Consider the following 18,985-nt stretch of genomic DNA (forward strand, 5'->3'; position numbering starts at 1 on the left):
GCGAACGCTCTCGCTGTCTAGCAAGAGATGAGCCTGTGGACGCTGGTTCACCGGACGATGCCGAGGCATTGAAATGCATCGACTGCACCGTCGAGGAATTGCATGCCCGCTTGGGCACCGGCCCAGATGGGCTGACGGCAGCCGAGGCTAGCGCTCGAGTGCTGAGATACGGCCGTAATGTGCTCCCAGAGATGAAAAAGAAGCTCTCGCAGAGCGTGATCGCCCAGTTCAAGAATCTTTTCAACATCTTGCTGATCGTCGCCGCAGCACTCTCTTTCATCAGCGGCTTCAGCGCCAACGATTCCAGCTCTGTTGGCATGGGCATCGTGATCCTGTTCGTCGTTGTCATCAGCATCGTTTTCAGCCTCTTCCAGGAGTATCGGGCGGAACGCGCCGTACGCGCCATCAAGGAGCTGATCCCGACCAACGCCCGGGTGAAGAGGGGCGGGCAGGTCTTGCAGGTTCGAGTGGCAGACATCGTCCCGGGGGATTTGCTGGTGCTCGAAGCCGGAGACAAGGTGCCGGCGGACGCGCGCGTGACCGAATGCTTCGAACTTGCCGTGGACAACGCCGCATTGACCGGCGAATCAGAGCCGGCCCACCGTTCCGCGGGGTTGTCAGCCGCCACTTCCAGGAAGGAACTAGCGCACTGCGCGAACTTGGTCTTCGCCGGAACGACAGTGTCCTCGGGCTCTGGGAGCGCTGTCGTGTTTGCCACAGGGGACTTTACCGAGTTCGGGCGCGTGGTGAAGCTTACGCAGACCGTGCAGGAGCCGGCCAGTCCACTCCAGCTTGAGATAAACCGTACCGCGAAGGTGAACTTCGTGGTTGCCATCGCCGTCGGCTTCCTGTTCCTCCTCATAGCTTTCTTTGGTCTGCACCTGGAGTTCGCCGCCAGCATGCTGTTCATGATCGGGGTCATAATCTCTCTAGTTCCCGAGGGCTTTCAAGTAACGCTCACTCTCGCATTGGCGTTGTCCAGCCTGGCGATGTCCAAGCGCAACGTGGTGGTGAAGCGCCTTTCCTCGGTGGAGACGCTAGGCAGCGCCACCGTGATCTGCACCGACAAGACAGGTACGATCACTGAGGGCCAGATGACTGTTCGCCGGGCGTGGGTCGGGGGCAAGGTGCTAGAGGTCACGGGCGAGGGATATGAGCCCGAAGGCGCGGTCTTGCTCAATGATGAGCGGATTGCCGCGTCCGGGAACGAGGAACTGCTGCAGCTGAGCCGAATCGCCTGCCTCGACAATACCGCCACCGTCGTTCCACCCCTCGACAGACGCAAGTCACGCTGGACGGCGATTGGAGATTCGACCGAGGCGGCGTTGCTGGTGTTTGCGGCGAAGGCCGGCATGATGTACAAGGACGAATTGACCCGCAGTCCGCGCGTTGGCCTAGTACCCTTCGAATCGAAGCGCAAGATGATGACCAGCGTACACCGGGATCATGAAGGTCAGGTTACCGCCTACGTCAAGGGTGCCGGCATGGAGGTGCTCGCGCGGAGCTCTCGCGCCTACTGGAACGGTGAGATCACTCCGCTCACCGAATCGATGAAGAAGCAGATCGTCGACCAGATCGATGCGTTCGCTCGAGACGCCTACCGAGTGCTGGCATTGGCAGTGAGGCCGCTTCCAGGTGAGTCGGAGAAATATGAAGCCGAGGCGCTGGAGTCCGACCTCACTTTCGTGGGGCTGGTAGCCATCCTGGACCCGCCCCGGGCGGAGAGCCGCGAGGCCGTGAGGCAGGCGCGTGCCGCTGGAACCAAGGTGATCATGCTCACCGGCGACCACGAACTCACCGCGGAAGCGATCGCCAGAAACGTAGGGATAATCACTTCTGATCGGGCGGTCGCGGTCACTGGAGGCGCGCTGTCCCAGATGAGCGAGGAAGAGCTCAGCCGTTTGCTCGACCATCAGGAGGTGGTTTTCGCTCGCATCGCGCCGGACCAGAAGCTCAGGGTGGTGCAGGCCTTGCACCAGAAGGGCGAGACGGTGGCCGTGACCGGAGATGGCGTGAACGACGCCCCCGCCCTTCTGGAGGCCGACATCGGCATTGCCATGGGGCTCTCCGGCACGGACGTCGCCAGGGAAACCGCGGACATGGTGCTTCTGGACGACAACTTCGCTTCCATCGTGCACGGCATGGAGCAAGGCAGGGCGGTCTTCGAGAACCTGAAGAAGTTCATCGTCTACGTCTTCATACACAACTGGGCGGAACTCGTTACCTTCATAGCGTTCGTTGTGCTGGGTGTGCCCTTGCCCTTGGCCGTCGTTCAGGTGCTGGCAATAGATCTCATGTTGGACATCCCGCCCTCTCTTGCCTTGACCATGGAGCCACCGGAGCCAGGCATCATGGAACGACCGCCTCGGTCGAGGGCTACGCGTCTCTTCAGCGCAGGAGCGATCGCGCGCTCTGCCTATCTAGGCATGATAGTGGGCGTGGTGGCACTCGTCTGGTGTTTCCGGATGTGGGGGCAGGCAGGTTGGACCCTAGGGATGGGAGCGGTGCCCACTGCGATCGGGTATGATCAGGGTACCACGATAACCATGGCGGCGATAATGGCGGGGCAGCTCGGCACCGTCTTCGCAATGCGGACAAACGTGCAATTCTCGCTCTCGATAAGCCTGCGGAAGAACAAGTGGCTGTTGGTCGCTGTGGTAATTTCCTTCCTCACATTGCTGCTACTGGTGTACGTTCCGCCGATAGGCTCAGCGTTCTCCGCCGCCCCCGTTCCCTTGACCGACCTCGTCATCCTCTATTCGATCGCCCCCGTCCTTTTCCTGTTGGAAGAGGGAAGGAAGTACGTGGTGCGCTTGTACCTGCTGCCCACCAGACCGATTCCCGCGGTGCCGGTGCCGTCGCTCGCTTCCTTGGCGATGGTCAAGGGCGGTATGCAGTCGAAGCCGCTTCCGCCCTTCCTGGAGCGGTCTCCGCCCACGGCCGTCGTTCTGTATGGGCGCGGGTTCGAAAGGAATCTGGCGCACGCCGCCATCGATGCCGCTCATGCCTCCGGGTCGAGGCTGGTCTTCATCCGCGCTATCGGCCTGCAGTCCGTGGAGGGGGAGCTAGCCGACCTTAGCCGTTTCATCGACGAGCACGCCTCGCACCTAGGGGTACCCTATGAGGTCCAGGATATCCGGCTCGCGAGTCGGGAACGGAGCGCGCAAACCATGGCCAGCAGCCTGGTACAAGCCATCAAGGACTCGGGGGCGGCATGGCTGTTCGTCCCCATTTCCAGGGAAGCCTTGAGCGGAAAGAAAAGCGCGCTGAAAAGGGTCAGGTGGGTGGAGGAGTTCAGGGAGAAGAAAGTGGTGCTGGTGAGCGACTGGAGCGCTTCTCAGATCCCGATCAGTCATGGCCCTCGGATCCTCATACCTGCCCTGACGAGGCTGCGGGGGGAGTCGGTGGCACTGGCGGAGGCGCTGACCGAAGGGTCGAACTTCCCCGATGTGGACATCGTGGCAGCGAAGGTGGTGGAAATCCCGCCCATCGTGCCCTTGTACTCCATCTACCGGCCGGAGTCGCTGGTGGATGTGGAGCGGGAGATGGCGGTGTTCAAGTCGCTCCCGTCCTGGGCACTGGTTCGTCGGATGCATCCGATGGTGGTCCTCGTCCGGGAGAGTGGCAGGGACGTAGCGCACTTCGCGAAAGAGCGCAATGTGGATGTGATCATCATGGAAGGCGAGTGGGAGGAACGAAAGCGTGGCTTCCTATTCAAGAAAGAACGAAGCGTGGCGGAGCGGGCGGAGTGCACGGTCGTGGTGGCTTTGCGTCCGGAAGAGCCGGAGAAGAAGTCGGCTGGCTGAGAAAGACCCCTACCGTTCCTCGGCTGGAGGGAAGCGGAAGAAACCCGCGGGCACCAGGAGCTCGAAGCGCGCGCCCTTGCCCGGGGCACCGTTCTCGCGTATCTCTATCCCCGTCACCTCCAGGATGGAGCGGCAGAGCAGCAGTCCCAGCGCCGGGCGTTTGTCGTAGCGGCTTTGGAAGAGCATCAGCTTCTCCTCGTCAGGAATGCCTTTGCCATCGTCCTGGTAGACGATCGAGACGCCATCATCCGTGGCCAGGCTATGCATGCGCAGATCGCGCACCCCCCCTCCGTGGAGCAGGGAGTTGTCCACCAGGCTGGCAAAGACCTTCTCCAGCATGGGGTCGGCGAACACCTCCAGGTCTCCCAGGTCCAGCTTCACCTTCACCCGGGTCGGCAGGACCATCCTCTCCAGGACGGAGGACGCGACCTCGCTCACGTTCTGCCACATCGGTTCGTTGGCGCCGAGCTGCTGGTAATCTTCCATGAACTGCAGCTGCCTCTCCAGTTCCGACACCGTGCCCGCCATCCGCTCCAGGAGACGCTCCATCTTCACGTCGGCGGATGACTGGCAAAGCTCCACTCCTTTCCTGAGGACCGCGATCTGCGCCGCCATGTCATGTCTCGTCACCCGGTTGAGAGTGGTGAGCTGGGCGAAGGATTGCTGCAACGCCTCCTCCACTTTCTTCCTGTCGGTCACGTCGCGCGCGCTGATCCGGTGCCCTTGCGAACCACCATGAGAATCGAAGATCGGCTGCCAGGAGACGGCCACATACCTCAACTCGCCATCCTTGCGTCGGATGCGGAACTCCTGGTCGCTCATGCTCTGCCCCATCTCCGCATTCTTCTGCCACTCGGCGATCAGCGGCCGGTCCTCCTCGACGACCATGGGCAGCAGCACCCCGGGCACGCGCATGCACTCTGCCACGGTGTAGCCAGTGATCTTCTCCACGGCCGGGTTGAGCCAGCGCACCTCTCCATCGGTGCCTACCCACATCTCCATGTTGCAGGTGTAGTCGGCGATGGCCCGGAACTTCTCCTTCTCCTGACGGAGCTCCTCCACGTACTCCTTGCGTTCCAGGCCGGCCGAGACCGACTGGGACAGTATGACCATCAGTCCGATATCATCCTCCGTCCACTCGGTGGGATCGCCGGTGGAAGTGAAGCCGAAGAACCCTTTGAGCGTGCCGTTCGAGATCAAGGGAAGGCCGGCCGCATGCCTTATGCCTAGCTTCCTCCAGGACTCGATCTCGGGCTGCACCTCGGGCGGAAGCGCGTCCAGGTCGCTGATGATGATGTTCTCCCCCCGGGCGAACTTGTCCAAGGCCCAGCCGTACCGGGTGGGATCGAGGGAGCGCATGTCATCATGCTGGATGGGGAGCAGGTCCTCAGGCCAGTCGAACGATTCCACGATCCTGCAGCGGTCCGGGGAGATGAGGTTGAGGAAGCAGCGCCTAGCACCGATGAACTCCCCGACTCGGCGCAAGGCGTCCTGGATCTCGTCGCCTATCGCTTCCGACCTCGCCGCCAACATCCGCTTGGAGATGTCCGTCACCAGCTTCTCCATGGCCAGTCGGTGATGCAGTCGCCTCTCCTCCTCATGTTTCTCCATCGCCTGCCACAGTCGATGGTTCAGCTCCGGCAGCACGTATTCCTTTCGCCAGGTGGTCTGCAGACAGAAATCGGCATCCAGGTGCATGGCCCGCACCAGGATCTCCTTCCTGTCTTCCTCAGTGAGGAGGACGAAGGGGACGTCCATTCCGGAGGTTCGCAAACCGCTCAGGAAATCCAGGCCGGAGATGGCGGGCGGCCGATGGTCGCACACGATCGCATCACAGCGCTCGCCTCGCATCCAGACCAAGGCGTCCTGGGGAGAGGTGGCGGTGTGCACCTGTACGTCAGCCGTCCTCTCAAGATAGGACTTGGCCTGCTCTAGGAACTTGCCGTCCGACCCTACGAACAATACCGTCTTGGCCAGTGATAGCCCCTCCGATGCCTTGGATAATGGTGTGCGCTACCACCTCTCTATTTAAAAGCCCTGTTCATGAATCCTCATGTAAGAGAAAGCTCGACTAGCGCTCGGCTGACGCAGGCCACATCCTCAAACATTTATATATCCAACATCTCATTACAATGCCCAGAGGGATGCATGTCATGCCATTGCTGAAGAAGCCTTTTATGCATAACAAGGCGGAAGTCCAGACGGTAGAGAGCGACCAGTACATCGACCTGGGGCTGCTCAACTTCGACGAGGAGAACCCGCTGGGCGGAAAGGGAATGATCAAGATCGCGGAGATATACCGCTACGAGGACCTGAACCAGGTGGTGCAGCCGGCCTACAGCGGCAACATCGTCCTCATCGACTACTCATCCGTGGCCAACGACCAGATCACTCTCAAGCGCATAACCAACGAGCTGAAGGCGGTCGCCCGGGATACGAACGGGGACGTGGCGGCCATCGGCCATAACCTGATCGTCGTCGCTCCGAACGGCATCAAGATCGACCGCCATAAGATCAAGGGCGGCTTCAGCTGATAGTGACCCTAGGATACCTGAAGTAGAAGGGTTAGAAGCCGGACGCACTCAAGTGCCATAGCTGCTGAGGCTCGCTTATCGTTCCCACCGCATGAAGAGTGGCAATATTCACCTATTGCGGGAGCGTGGTCTTCGTGAACGCCTTGTCCGGGCTGGAGAGGACCAACGGCTGAAAAAATGATTCCAGGCAGTGCATATTATTATGTGCGGGGTCGCATATTTTGGTAGCGGTGCCAGATTTCAAGGTCATCCACGACAGCGTGCATGGGAGCGTTCGATTGGAGGGGGTCTTTCTCGATCTTCTCGCTCGCCCGGAGATGCAGCGCCTGCACGGCGTGCATCAGCTCGGCCTGGCGCATCTCGTTTATCCGGGAGCACACCACACCCGGTTGGAGCATTCCCTGGGGACGTATCATATCGCCACCCAGATCACCACCGCTCTGGGCCTGGACAAGGATGAGAGCGATCGGGTCCGGGCGGCCGCCCTCCTGCACGATATCGGTCATCCGCCGTTCTCCCATAGCTTGGAGGAGGTCATCCTGGAACGCCTGGGCGTGGACCACGCCCACCTAGGTCAGCAGATCATCCTCGGGGAGAAAAGGTGCTTGAGCAAGGCCGAGGAGAAAGTATTGGGAGATCTGGAATCGGTGCCCAAGGTGCTGGAGAGGTTCGGCCTGAGCCCGGAGGACGTGGCGGAACTGGTGTTCTCTCCCTCCATGCTCGATTCTCCGGAGCAGAGCCTTTTGGACGTCGAGAAGGGCCAGGCTCATTTCGGACAAAGGAACTACTTGCATCAGATCATCCACGGGCCGGTGGACGCGGACCAGATGGACTATCTGTTGCGGGACGCGCACTATACCGGCGTGGCACATGGCACCATCGACATCGACCGCTTGCTGCAGACCATGTCCTTGTTCCACGGCGATCTGGTGGTGGACAGGAGGGGAGTGCCAGCGGTCGAAGGCCTGATCGTCGCCCGGGGGCTGATGTACACCTCGGTCTACTTCCACAAGACCGTGCGCATCGCCGAGATGATGCTCTGCAAGGCGGTGGAGATGGCCGACGCTCACCTGGTTCGGGACATCCACATGGAGACCGACGGCAGCCTGGCGGAGAAGCTCATAGCTCAAGGCGGCTACCCCGGACGCCTCATGACCCTGCTCAAGTACCGGGTGCTCTACAAGCGCGCTTTCTCCTTGTCCATGTCCGACCTGAAGGAACAGGACGTGGATATGCTGCTCGAGCTGACGAAGTACTCCACCCGCAAGGCCAGGGAGGAGGAGATCGCCGCCCGGGCCGGGCTGCATCCTTCGGAGGTCATTCTCGACCTGCCCGAACGCGAGCTGCTCATCTCCGAACCGCGCATCAATAAGACCGAGGTGCCGATCCTCGAGGAAGGCAGGGTCCGCCCGCTCTCCCGTTACTCGCCTTTGGCAAAGGCCCTGCAGTCGAGGGGCGTGTTCGACTGGGCGATCATGGTCTCCACCCCCGCCAAGAACCGGGCGGAGGTGGCCAAGGACGCTCAGAAGGCGCTTTTCAAGGCCTGAATCCCCTCTTCCCCATTCTGGAACCATGAATGCTGTCCTCTGATTCTCTCCTAACCGTCCCTTATATAGAATAGAGGAGTGCGCTAGTTGGCCATGCCAACGCAAGGGGCAAGGAGGGCTTCCACTGCTCAACGCCCTGATGGTCGACGACGAAGTCGATTTGCTCGATGTTTCAAAGGGACTATTGGAAGGCATGGGCGAACTTACGGTGGAGACCTGCATTTCTGCTCAAGAGGCCTTGGCGCTGCTGCAGACGCGGCAGTTCGATGTCGTCGTCTCAGACTACATGATGCCCGGCATGGACGGCATCGATTTCTTGAAAATACATCGCGGCCGTGGCGACCTCACACCCTTCATCCTCTTCACCGGAAAAGGAAGGGAGGATGTGGCCGTGGAGGCCATCAACAATGGCGCCGACTTCTACCTGCAGAAAGGCGAGGACTATAGGGGCCAGTTCGCCGAACTGGTCAACATGATGAAGCTGGCGGTGCAACGGCGTCGGTCTGATCAGGCGCTTCGTGAGAGCGAGGAACGATATCGCCATTCAGAAGAGAAGTTCATGACCTTGTTCCAGTCAGCCCTTGATAGCATTTTCATCCACGATTTCGAAGGCAACATACTCGAGGTCAACCCTGCCACCGTCAGAGCTCTGGGCTACTCACGAGATGAGTTGCTGAAGATGAACCTGAGGGACATCGAACCTCCGCAGTCTGCCGCGATGGTGACTTCAAGGATGGAGTCTTTGATCCAGAGCGGTGAAGCGGTCTTCGAGGTCGCTCAGATAGCGAAGGATGGCTCGATCCGCCCAATCGAGGTGGCGGCCCGGGTGGTGACCATCGGCGGAGAACAGTTGGTCGTCAGCTTCGCACGGAACATCACTGACCGGAAGAAGATGGAGGAGGAATTGCGCCAGACGAACGTCAAGCTCAACCTGCTAAGCAGCATCACTCGCCACGATCTGCTCAACCAGCTCTCGGCCGTAAGCGGCTACGTTGTATTGGCGAGGGAAAAGGTCAGGAGCCCTGAGGCCAAGAGCTTGCTGGCAAAAGCGGATCAAGCAAGCTGCAACATGGCCCATCTACTGTCATTCACCAAGGAATATGAGTGTCTAGGTAAGGCAGAGCCGGTATGGATCTTGCTGAGCCAGGTTTCATCCCAAGGTGTGAGGGACGTAGAGCATCAGGGAATGGAGCTGAAGGTCGATCTCGGGAGCTACGAGGTCTACGCTGACCGCTTGCTCGAGAGGGCGTTCCACAATCTAGCGGTCAATTCCGTGAAGCACTCGGTGAAGGGCAAGAAGATAGAGATCTCTTGTGAAGAAAGGCCAGAAGGGCTAGTAGTAGTATTCCAGGATGATGGGGTGGGCATTTCCGCATTGAGGAAGGAGGAGATATTCGAATCCGAACGCGGACATCGAGGACTATTCTTGGTCAGGTCGATCCTTGACATCACAGGTATCAAGATCAAGGAGAACGGCGTGGAAGGCCAAGGAGCGCGTTTCGAGATCCTGGTGCCCAAAGGCCGCTACCGTTGATCAAGCGAATGAGATCTTCTCCTCTTCCGACATCATCCTTTCATGACCCCGATGGGCTTGAGCTTGGCGACAGGCTTGGACAGACCCGCTCCCTTCACCACCGCGATCACTTCATCGATGTTCTTGTAGGCGCCGGGTGCCTCCTCCAAGATGCCGTCCTTGGTGGAAGCTTTCAAATGCACCCCGTGGCTCTCCAGCTCCTGTCTGACCTGGTTCACGGTGTACTTGCGGGTGGCGGAGGCGCGGGACATGATCCTTCCCGCTCCGTGACAGGTCGAACCGAAAGCCTCCTTCATCACCTGGTCCGTGCCGATGAGCACGTATGAGCCCGCCCCCATGTCTCCAGGGATGATCACCGGCTGCCCCACATGCCGGTACTTCGCCGGCACGTCCGGATGGTCCCGGGGGAAAGAGCGCGTCGCCCCTTTCCGATGCACCATGACCTTGCGCCTCTTCCCCTCCACATCGTACTCCTCCACCTTGGCGATGTTGTGCGCTACGTCGTACACCTGGTGCATGCCCAGGTCCTCCGCGGAACGCTTGAAATGCTCTTCGAAGCTCTGGCGCACCCAATGCAGGATCATCTGCCGGTTGGCCCAGGCGAAATTGGCGCCGCAGCCCATGGCGGCGAAGTAATCCTGTCCCTCCTTAGAAGAGATGGCGGCGCAGGCCAGCTGCCGGTCCGGGAGCTCTATGTTGTGATCTCGGACGTAGCGTTCCATCACCTGCAGGTAGTCGGTGGCGATCTGGTGCCCGCAGCCGCGCGAGCCGCAGTGTATCGTGACCGTGATCTGTCCTTTCCGGTCGATGCCGAAGGCCTTGGCCGCCTCAGCATCGAAGATCTCCTCCACCTCGTCCACCTCCAGGAAGTGGTTGCCCGAGCCGAGGGAGCCGACCTGCGGAATGCCTCGTTCCTTGGCCTTGCGGCTCACCTTGGAAGGGTCGGCGGTCTTCATCCTTCCTCCCTCCTCGGTAGATTCGAGGTCCTCCTTCCAGCCGTAGCCCTTCTCCACCGCCCACTCCGCCCCCTGAAGAAGGATGGAGTCGATCTGGGACGCGGCCACGTCCGTCACTCCCTCCGAACCGACGCCGGAAGGCACGTTGCGGAATAGGATGTCGATGAGGCCCTTGATGCCTGGTCTGACGTCCTCGGCGGTGAGGTCGGTGCGTATCAGGCGGACACCGCAATTGATGTCGAAGCCTATGCCCCCGGGAGAGATGACGCCGGACTCAAGGTCCATGGCCGCCACCCCGCCGATGGGAAAGCCATATCCCCAGTGGATATCGGGCATGGCCAGCGAACGGCCGACTATGCCTGGCAGGCAGGCCACGTTGGCCGCCTGCTCCGGAGCATTGTCATCTCGGATGTGCTGGATCATCCTCTCATCGGCATAGATGACCGCGCTGGTCCGCATGCACTTCTTGTATGAGGACGGGATCTCCCACCGGTAATCGTCAATCTTGTTCAATGGACCGTTCCAACTCATGATCTTGACCGGAACGCCATGCCGCCCTCGATTAATAAACTTTCAGACCAGCGCGAACAATTCTCAGCCGCCCGCCTAGAGCCAATAAAGCATATTAAGCCCAGAGGGCCTTGATTGTCTACAGAGATGACCGACTGGAACATTCTGGCCACGGTCCTGTCGCCGATATGTGGCATCGTGGTCCTGCTCATGGGGATCTACGCCTACTTCCGCAATCCTCACACCGTGGCCACGCAGATGTTCCTATTCGTGACCGGAATCGCCGCCATGATCGGGATTCTCGATTTCCTTTTCAGGAATGCACCCGACGAGGGAAGCGCCCTGATTCTCGGCAAGGCCCTGATATTCGCGGTTGTGATGCTCTTCGCGGCCGTGCTCTATCTCTCCACCTTCCTGCCCTATGAGAAGTACAGCGAATGGTTCTCTCGCAGCAAGCGCGAGTTCGTCGTGATAGCCTTCCTGGCTGGTTACGCTTCCGTGGCCACGATCACGAAGGTGGCGAAGTACGACTACGGCTGGGGGGCGACCCTGGACGGCGGGTTGGCACAAGCGGCACTAGTCGCCCTGGCGTACATCGCCATTACGATCTACATGCTCACCACCATCTGTCTGTCGACGGGCGAGAAGCGGGTGAGGCGGCAGTGCACTTGGATGACCTTGGCGGTGGTTTCGCCGGTGCTCTATACAGTCGCATTGGTCGGGAGTAACCTGGCTGGGCTGGGTCTGCCCTTGATCCTATCGCCTGGTTTCATCGCCTTCGCGGTCATCTTCCTCTACGCGGTCCTGCGCTACCAGCCCTTCGGCCCGTCCAACCGTTCCGAGCGAGCGGCCGAGAATGCCAGAATGGGAGAGTCCATTGAATCATCTGCTCTGTTGATCGAGGCGAGGCAGCCGTCCGCCGCCTACATGTTCTTCAACGAGAAGAGGAAAGAGGGCGGCCCCACTATGTTGATCACCCGAACGCATCCTCCAGTGGTGAAGGAGCGATACAAGGTGGAAGGCATCCCCATCCTTTGGCTGGCCACGCAGGCTGGACCAGACCGTCTGGACCCGGCGAACCTGAGCATCCTGCAGCACAACATCACCGAGTTCCTGCGCGGGAATCATGGGGGAACGGTGATGCTTGACGGTATCGAATACCTCCTCACCGAGAACCCGCCGGAGAAGGTCGTGCGCATGATGCAGAGCTTGCGCGACGAAGTGATCATGAACGGGGCGTTGCTCATCATCCCCGTGGACCCGAACGCGCTGGACGAGAAGAGGAGGTCCATGCTGGAGCGCGAGTTCGAGGTCCTAGTGCCAAAGGAAGGGGCCGGGACCGAGATTTGAACTCGGGTCTAGGGATCCACAGTCCCACAGGATAACCAGGCTACCCCATCCCGGCCATTGAGGTGTCGTGGGAAGACATGGCATATAATAAATGTTTCTTGAGGCCGGCACTAGCTTGCCGGCGAAGTGGCGAACTTGTGCCCTTCCCTTCTGTAGATATCCCACACCAGCTTCCAGCCTTCCAGGGCGACCTCCATCAAACCGCTCATGTCAACGTTGATGATGGTCCTCTTTCGCTCATGCTCTGAACTCTTCATCCCGCGAGGATCTGTACGCTTTCGTTCTCGGAGTCCGCGAGGATGTCCGACCTCATACATATAGGCTAAAAAGGCGCTATCGTTCAAGCGATGCCTATGAAGATCGATCTCATCTCCATCCTGGACGTCAAGGACGACCTGAACGACCTCTTGGAATCCTCCATGCGCCTCAAGGGCGGCGCCCTCAGGAACCGGGAGCCGCTAAGGGGCAAGAGCCTGGCCATGATATTCGAGAAGTCGAGCACTCGCACTCGGGTCTCGTTCGAAGTGGGCATGGCGCAGCTCGGCGGACATGCCCTCTACCTGAGCCCGAAGGACCTGCAGATGGGCCGGGGGGAAACGGCCGCCGACACCGCCAAGGTGCTCAGCCGCTACGTGGACGCCATCATGTACCGGGCCTTCAGCCACGAGGTGATGCAGGAGTTGGCCGTCAACGCCACCGTCCCGGTGATAAACGCTTTGGACGACATAGAGCATCCCTGCCAGGCCTTGGCGGACCTCATGACCATCAAGGAGCACAAGGGAAAGTTCGAGGGCAAGAAGCTGGTCTACGTGGGCGATGGCAACAACGTCTGCAACTCGCTCATGGTCGGGGCGGCCATTGTGGGAATGGACTTCGCCGCCGCCTGCCCGAAGGGCTATGAGCCGAGCGACGCGCTGATGAAGAAGGCGACCGGGCTGGCCAAGAAGAACGGCAGCTCCTTTGAGATCATGGCGAACCCGGCAGAAGCGGCGAAGGGGGCGGACGTGCTCTACACCGATGTCTGGGTGTCCATGGGGCAGGAAGAGGAGACGAAGGAAAGGGGACGCATCTTCAAACCCTACCAGATCAACGCCGGACTGCTGAAGAAAGCGAAGAAGGATTGCATCGTCATGCACTGCCTGCCCGCCCATCGCGGCCTGGAGATAGCGGCCGAGGTCATGGACGGTCCTCGGTCCGTGGTCTTCGATCAGGCAGAGAACCGCCTGCACACCGAGAAAGCGGTGCTGCTCATGGTGATGAAGTAGGTCCGCCCATCTGGACGCGGATGATATCCTCGATGGCGTCCAGGAACTCCATTTCCTTTCCCATACCGATGGTCGCGCCAGCGGCGATGTTGTGTCCGCCGCCCGTGCCTCCAACCTTCTCCGAGGCTTGCTTGACGGCCGCGGCCAGGTCCAATCCTTTGTTGACCTGGTCCCTGGTCCCCCGCGCCGATACCTTGACCTTCTGCTCCTCCGCATAGGCGAACGCTATCATCGGAACGTCCGTCTGCACCTCACCCGAGCTCAGCACCATTCCCGCTACGATGCCGACTATGCTATCCAGGATCTCATCATGGCCGTGGAACCATTGCACATACCGCCGGCGCTGAACCCCCAGGTCCTTGACCAGCGCGATCGCCTCCGCCAGGTTGCCCCGGTGGTTCTGTTGCAGCCTGATGCCTTCCGCCAGGGCCTCGCCCCTATCCCCACAGCAGATGCTCAGCCCGACGTCCGCCTTGCCATAGCGGCCGCAGGAGTTGAGCAGGGTGGAGAATTCCTTGGCATCGTGCAGCTCGCTGCCTTGCCTCTCCTTGTTCAAGATGTAGACCTCACCGATGAGACGGTGCACCGCCCTGGCGCCGTAGCCTCTGTCTAATAGAAGGTCGCACAGGGCGGAGGCGACCCTTCTCCTTTCCGCAGCGCTCAGCATCACCCAGGATCGCCATCGTTCTTCCTCTTTGAGGTCGATGCCCAGGTCGATCAAGAAAGCGATACAAGCGCCTTCGTTGTTCGTGAGACCCGGCAACATCGGGTCGGTGGAGAACTGCAGCATGCGGGCCACCGGCCTGGTCTCCCGGCCGAATATGCGCAGGTCCTTCTCCGTCCGCAAGGAGCCGTTCTCCTCCCCGTCCGCCAGCAGGGAGCGGTTCAGCCCTCGCAACCTGCAGGTGGCCGAGTCCTGAAGATCGCCCACCGCCCCCACGATCGCCAGCGGCACTAGGTCTTGGTTCCGCAAGTGCATGTTCTTAGCTATCATGTAAGTGGTGCCCGCGCCACTGAGTTCCACCGCTCCGTCTATGCCGTAGAGGTGAGGGTTGAGGTGCAGCTCCTCTCCCTCGAAGGAGAAGAGGACGTTCTGTCCCTTTCTCCGTTCCACTTTGGCGACCTCGGGTATGTGATGGTCGGAGACGCAGACGATCTCGTGCTCGAACCGGGAGAAGAAAGACGAACCGAGGTCCACCAGCCAGACAGCCTCGGAAGGTTCGGCGTTGACCCGCTTCAGCTCATCCTCGTCCAGCTTCTTGACGAAACGCACCCGGTGCTCGATACCGGCGTTGGCGAGCGCGCTGGAAGCGATGGAGGCGGCCGATACCCCGTCGGCATCGATGTGGGCTATGACCGTGCAGCTCCTGGCCGTCAGGAGGCCGTCGGCGGCGCGCTTGGCGGCCGACTGGAAGCCAGCTAGGTCAGGGTGCTCATGGTCCGGGCTCATACCATCGCCCCCGCGTCCAGAGTGCGCTCCCTCAGCTGCCGGTAGACCATGCCGGCGATCGGCACCAGGTTCTTCGTATCCTCCAGGTTGTAGCGCTTGAGCAGCTTGAGCGCGTTCTCGTTGCCTTTGCGCTTCCACAGGTGCCAGAGGTACACCGCCTCTTCTCCGGTCATATACTCCAGCTCACGAGCACGGAAGATGCCGATCTGCCTCTCCACGCTCTTCAGCCCGCCAGTGAGCCCGATCCTCGCGCAGCCGTGGCGCAGGTCGAAGTGCGGCACCCTCGGCATCGAGAAAGGGAACTCCCTTTCGATCATCGGCAGGTCGAACGACGCCCCGTTGAAAGTGACCAACATCTTGCATCCTCGAAGGGAGGCTGACAGGCTCTCCTCGCTCAGATCGATGTCCCTCACCAAGGTGACCGAGCCGGAAGGTCGATGCACGCCCACCATCGTGACCACCGCTCTCGGGCCCAGGCCATCGGTCTCGATGTCCAGGTACGCCACGTCCTCTCCCGCCTCCTCCAGGAACCTCCAGTGCTCTCGCGAAGGGAGCAGTCGGGTGAAGTAGGCTACCTCACCCCGTTCCAGGAAGACGGATGCCTGGTGCAGCCCTACATCCAGGCGTTCCTTCCTTCTGGAGGAGATGCCGGATACGCTCTTCGAACGGAGAAAGCAGTCCCAATCCAGGAGGCCCTCGCGCCACAGCTTTCGTTCGGTGGCCTCGCCTATGGTGGGCAAGATGAGGAACGTACGCCGGATCACGCCAGGTGAGTGAGGGAACAGGGAGAAAGTGTTTTCGGAGGGTGAGATGAAAGTGAACGATGCTCTTGGCAAAGGTGAAATATGAGCTCCGCGGAATCGCTCTTCGTAGCCTGAGCTGAAGATGAACGAACTAGAGATCGTCCCCGGACTGCTGATCAGCAATGATCTCTGCCTCATCATACCCAGCGAACGCACCGCCGTCATATCGGACCTGCATCTCGGCTACGAGTCGGTCCTGGAGGACACCGGACTGCATCTGCCCCGCATCCAGAATGAAAGGATAGAAGAAAACCTGGAGCGTATCGTCGAACGGCACAAGCCCCAGCGCTTCGTCATCCTGGGCGACCTGAAGCACGAGTTCTCTCGCAACCTCGCGCAGGAATGGAGCGAGGTGCGGCGACTGCTCGGGGTTCTCATGGAGCAAGGCGAGGTGATTGTGGTCAAGGGCAACCATGACAACTACCTGGCCACCATCGCCTCCAAGCTGGGCGTGGACCTGGTGGAGGAGTATTCGTTAGCTGGATGGACCTTCGCCCACGGCCATGAGGACCGCCCTGAGCGTCCTCTGGTCATCGGGCACGAGCATCCTTCGATCAGGCTGTACGACGAGGTGGGCGGGTGCGTGAAGATGCGTTGCTTCGTGCATCTGCCCCGGCAGAAGGTGCTCGTCCTCCCGGCCTTCAGTCCCCTCGCTCCAGGAACGGATTTCACGGGCATCACCAGCGAGAGCACGTTCTCGCCCGTGCTACAGCGCAGCGATATGTCGGAGGCGCGAGCGATCGCCTGCAGCGACATCGGGCTGCTCAACCTAGGCTCCCTGCTGAAGCTACCTCGTTTCCAGCGTTACGCCTGACAGGGAAAGAAATCCTGACGAGACTTTAAATTCGGGCACCTCCCTAGTATGGTCAAGGCGATCATACTTGCCTGAGTGCATAGTGTGCGGATGTGTTTTGAAGAAGAACCAGGGCAAGTGCCCGGTGTGCGGTGCCTCCCAGTTCGAGGAGGACGATTATTGAACATCCTCCCTCAGGGGACGGAGGAGGCGAAAGCCTCTTACTGGCATCCGGAGGGCGAACTACTTTCCTGCGATCTCTGCCCTAGGCGTTGCCAGATCCCGCTCTCCGACGAAGGATATTGCGGGACGCGCGCCAACCACGGCGGGAAGATGGTCGCCCTGAACTACGGGAAGGTGTGCGTCTCCGCTTTCGATCCCATCGAGAAGAAACCCATCTTCCACTTCAAGCCAGGCGCCAAGCTGCTCTCCTTGGGCACCTTCGGCTGCAACCTGGACTGCGGCAATTGCCAGAACTCCGCCCTGGCCCGGTTGAGGGTGGACCAAGCGCCCTATGTGCTGACGTCTCCGGAGCAGGCGGTGCAAGATGCCCTGGAGAAAGGGGCCAAGGGGATAGCGTTCACGTTCAACGAGCCGACGGTGTGGATGGAGTTCATCATGGACACCGCTGCCAGAGCGCGCGACAAGGGGCTGTTCACCCTCCTCAACACCAACGGCTACATCGAACCTTGGGCGGCGGACGATCTGTTCGATATGGTGGAGGTGGCGAACATCGACGTCAAGGGCATGAGCGACGCCTTCTACAAACAGAACTGCGGCGGCCACCTTGGACCGGTGCTGGAGAGCTGCATCGCCGCCCGCATGGCCGGGGTTCATCTGGAATTGACCTATCTTCTCATTCCGAGGAAGAACGACTCGGCGCAGGATGTGCGTAGGTTCGCATCCTTCGTCGTGCGCGAGCTGGGCGAGGACGTCCCCATTCACCTTTTCCGATTCCAGCCGGCGTACAAGATGATGCAGGTGCCCCCGGAGAGCATGGACCGGCTTCTGCAAGCCTATGAGGTAGCAAAAGAGGAGGGGGTCCAGTACGTCTATTTCGCTGGAGTGATCGGAGATCCTCATCAGAACACCATGTGCCCGAAATGCGGGGCGATGTTGGTGAAGCGGTCTAGCAAGGAGCCTGTCGAAAGCACTTACGTGCTCAAGGAGAAGGTCAGCCGTTTCTGTCCCACCTACTCAGATGTGCAGGTGCTGTTGAAGAAAGGAGGTTGTCCCGATTGCGGCGCGGCGGTGCCCATCGTGCTTTGAGCCTTGAGAGCGTTAAGGCATCATAACGTAATGTCGTCCGGAGCTATTCAGTAATCAATCGTTATGGTCATTGAACTGTACTTGCGGTGTATCTGGATGTTATATCCATCCATACAAGGCTTTAATATAAACTACAGTAATCCGTTGACAATTCCCAAGGAGGGAGTGGAGTTTGGTAGACTATCTTGCGCAGCTTGCAGAGGTTGTTGTGAAGGGAAAGATAAAAGAGGCCAAGCCGCTCGCGGAGCAGGCATTGGCGAACGGAGTGACCGCAGAGGAGATCATCTTCAATGGCCTGAGCAAGGGCATGGAAGTGGTCGGACAGAAGTACGAGAAGAAGGAGTACTATCTGCCCCAGGTTCTGCTCTCCGCGCAGACGATGTACGCCGCGCTGGACGTTGCGCTGCCGAAGCTGAAGCCCGGCGGCTCCGCTCATGCGAAGGTCGTCACCTGCGTGGTTGAGGGAGATGTCCACGACATCGGCAAGAACATCGTGAAGGCGATGCTCACCGGCGCTGGCATGACCATGTTCGACCTGGGCCGCGATGTGCCGATCAAGAACATCGTGGAGAAGGCCAAGACCGAGGGCGCCAACATCATCGCGACCTCCACCCTCATGACCCCCACATTGGCGGGCATGAAGGAGATCGAGAAGATGCTGAAAGAGGCCAACATGAAGCCCGGTATCAAGACCATGATCGGCGGCGGTGCCACCTCCAAGGAGTTCGCGGCCCAGATCGGTGCGGACGGCTGGGGATATGACGCCATCGAGGCGGTCCAGATCGCCCAAAAGCTCGCTAAGGGGTAAAGCTTCCGAAGCAGGCAATATCTCAAACCCCTTCCATTTTCAATATTTCTGGCTTTGACGCTAAACCCCAGTAATCCTTCCTATGAGTAATAAGAATGAAACGACTGGCTAACCATCATATCCGATGGAATGAGTATTTAGCGTCAGAGCCACTGATGATGTTCTTCTTTCGATTCGGAGATGTATTCGCCTTGTGCTGTCTTCGTTTCGGATCAACGTAACTGACCGGCCGCGCGCAATTCTATGGTGATCTTGTCAACCGCGTCCTCGACATCCTGCGGCTTTCGCGCACCAGTGCAGACCAGCTTGCCTGAACCAAAGAGCAATAGCACGACCTTCGGTACGTCCAGGCGATACACG

Annotated in this window: 15 protein-coding genes and 1 tRNA gene; 9 read left to right on the forward strand and 7 right to left on the reverse strand. The window is 59.9% G+C overall.

Translation table 11 applies throughout. The annotated features are described in order from the left end of the window. Positions 1-35 precede the first annotated feature (35 nt). Positions 36-3,806 (forward strand): cation-transporting P-type ATPase, encoded by a 3,771-nt coding sequence (locus tag NT137_01185; protein MCX6651960.1) that lies wholly within the window; start codon positions 36-38, stop codon positions 3,804-3,806. Between the two features lie 9 nt (positions 3,807-3,815). Here the strand turns inward: NT137_01185 and NT137_01190 are convergent, their stop codons facing one another. Next, positions 3,816-5,768, reverse strand: coding sequence for a PAS domain S-box protein (locus NT137_01190; GenBank protein MCX6651961.1), 1,953 nt, complete (start codon positions 5,766-5,768; stop codon positions 3,816-3,818). Between the two features lie 191 nt (positions 5,769-5,959). Between NT137_01190 and sepF the strand changes: the two genes are divergently transcribed. The 3 genes from sepF (at position 5,960) to NT137_01205 (ending at position 9,421) form a co-directional block, all read left to right on the forward strand. After that, on the forward strand, positions 5,960-6,340 hold the full coding sequence (sepF, locus tag NT137_01195) for a cell division protein SepF (protein MCX6651962.1): 381 nt from the start codon (positions 5,960-5,962) through the stop codon (positions 6,338-6,340). Between the two features lie 230 nt (positions 6,341-6,570). Beyond that, a complete protein-coding gene (locus NT137_01200) occupies positions 6,571-7,887 on the forward strand; it encodes an HD domain-containing protein (protein MCX6651963.1) in 1,317 nt (438 codons plus the stop codon). Between the two features lie 139 nt (positions 7,888-8,026). Next, entirely contained in the window at positions 8,027-9,421 is a 1,395-nt protein-coding gene (locus tag NT137_01205; protein MCX6651964.1) for a PAS domain S-box protein, read from the forward strand. Between the two features lie 32 nt (positions 9,422-9,453). Here the strand turns inward: NT137_01205 and NT137_01210 are convergent, their stop codons facing one another. Then, positions 9,454-10,908: an RtcB family protein gene (locus NT137_01210; protein ID MCX6651965.1), complete on the reverse strand. Its 1,455-nt coding sequence runs from the start codon at positions 10,906-10,908 to the stop codon at positions 9,454-9,456. Positions 10,909-11,022: 114 nt separating this feature from the next. On the opposite strand from NT137_01210, the gene NT137_01215 reads away from it, so the two are divergent. Continuing rightward, positions 11,023-12,237: a DUF835 domain-containing protein gene (locus NT137_01215; protein MCX6651966.1), complete on the forward strand. Its 1,215-nt coding sequence runs from the start codon at positions 11,023-11,025 to the stop codon at positions 12,235-12,237. Here NT137_01215 and NT137_01220 read toward each other — a convergent pair. Both NT137_01220 and NT137_01225 read right to left on the reverse strand, forming a co-directional pair. Then, positions 12,219-12,292: transfer RNA gene (locus tag NT137_01220), tRNA-His, on the reverse strand. The genes NT137_01215 and NT137_01220 overlap by 19 nt on opposite strands. A 55-nt stretch (positions 12,293-12,347) precedes the next feature. Further along, complete coding sequence (locus NT137_01225) at positions 12,348-12,494, reverse strand: hypothetical protein (GenBank protein MCX6651967.1); 147 nt, start codon at positions 12,492-12,494, stop codon at positions 12,348-12,350. A 96-nt stretch (positions 12,495-12,590) separates the two neighbouring features. Here NT137_01225 and argF point away from each other — a divergent pair, with 96 nt between their 5' ends. After that, positions 12,591-13,502 (forward strand): ornithine carbamoyltransferase, encoded by a 912-nt coding sequence (gene argF, locus NT137_01230; protein MCX6651968.1) that lies wholly within the window; start codon positions 12,591-12,593, stop codon positions 13,500-13,502. On the opposite strand, the gene NT137_01235 is transcribed toward argF, so the two are convergent. Continuing rightward, entirely contained in the window at positions 13,486-14,952 is a 1,467-nt protein-coding gene (locus tag NT137_01235; protein ID MCX6651969.1) for a DHH family phosphoesterase, read from the reverse strand. The two genes, argF and NT137_01235, sit on opposite strands and share 17 nt — an antisense overlap. Continuing rightward, positions 14,949-15,716 (reverse strand): ribonuclease H-like domain-containing protein, encoded by a 768-nt coding sequence (locus NT137_01240; GenBank protein ID MCX6651970.1) that lies wholly within the window; start codon positions 15,714-15,716, stop codon positions 14,949-14,951. Before NT137_01240 ends, NT137_01235 begins: the two co-directional genes overlap by 4 nt. Before the next feature lie 121 nt (positions 15,717-15,837). Here NT137_01240 and NT137_01245 point away from each other — a divergent pair, with 121 nt between their 5' ends. The 3 genes from NT137_01245 (at position 15,838) to NT137_01255 (ending at position 18,625) form a co-directional block, all read left to right on the forward strand. Then, positions 15,838-16,569, forward strand: a complete 732-nt coding sequence (locus NT137_01245; protein MCX6651971.1) for a metallophosphoesterase — start codon at positions 15,838-15,840, stop codon at positions 16,567-16,569. A 159-nt stretch (positions 16,570-16,728) separates the two neighbouring features. After that, on the forward strand, positions 16,729-17,817 hold the full coding sequence (amrS, locus tag NT137_01250) for an AmmeMemoRadiSam system radical SAM enzyme (GenBank protein MCX6651972.1): 1,089 nt from the start codon (positions 16,729-16,731) through the stop codon (positions 17,815-17,817). A gap of 172 nt (positions 17,818-17,989) precedes the next feature. Then, entirely contained in the window at positions 17,990-18,625 is a 636-nt protein-coding gene (locus NT137_01255; protein MCX6651973.1) for a corrinoid protein, read from the forward strand. Between the two features lie 212 nt (positions 18,626-18,837). On the opposite strand, the gene NT137_01260 is transcribed toward NT137_01255, so the two are convergent. Beyond that, complete coding sequence (locus NT137_01260) at positions 18,838-18,984, reverse strand: hypothetical protein (GenBank protein ID MCX6651974.1); 147 nt, start codon at positions 18,982-18,984, stop codon at positions 18,838-18,840. Position 18,985 lies beyond the last annotated feature (1 nt).

Source organism: Methanomassiliicoccales archaeon (genome assembly GCA_026394375.1).
In the GTDB taxonomy this organism is placed as follows: Archaea; Thermoplasmatota; Thermoplasmata; order Methanomassiliicoccales; family UBA472; genus JAJRAL01.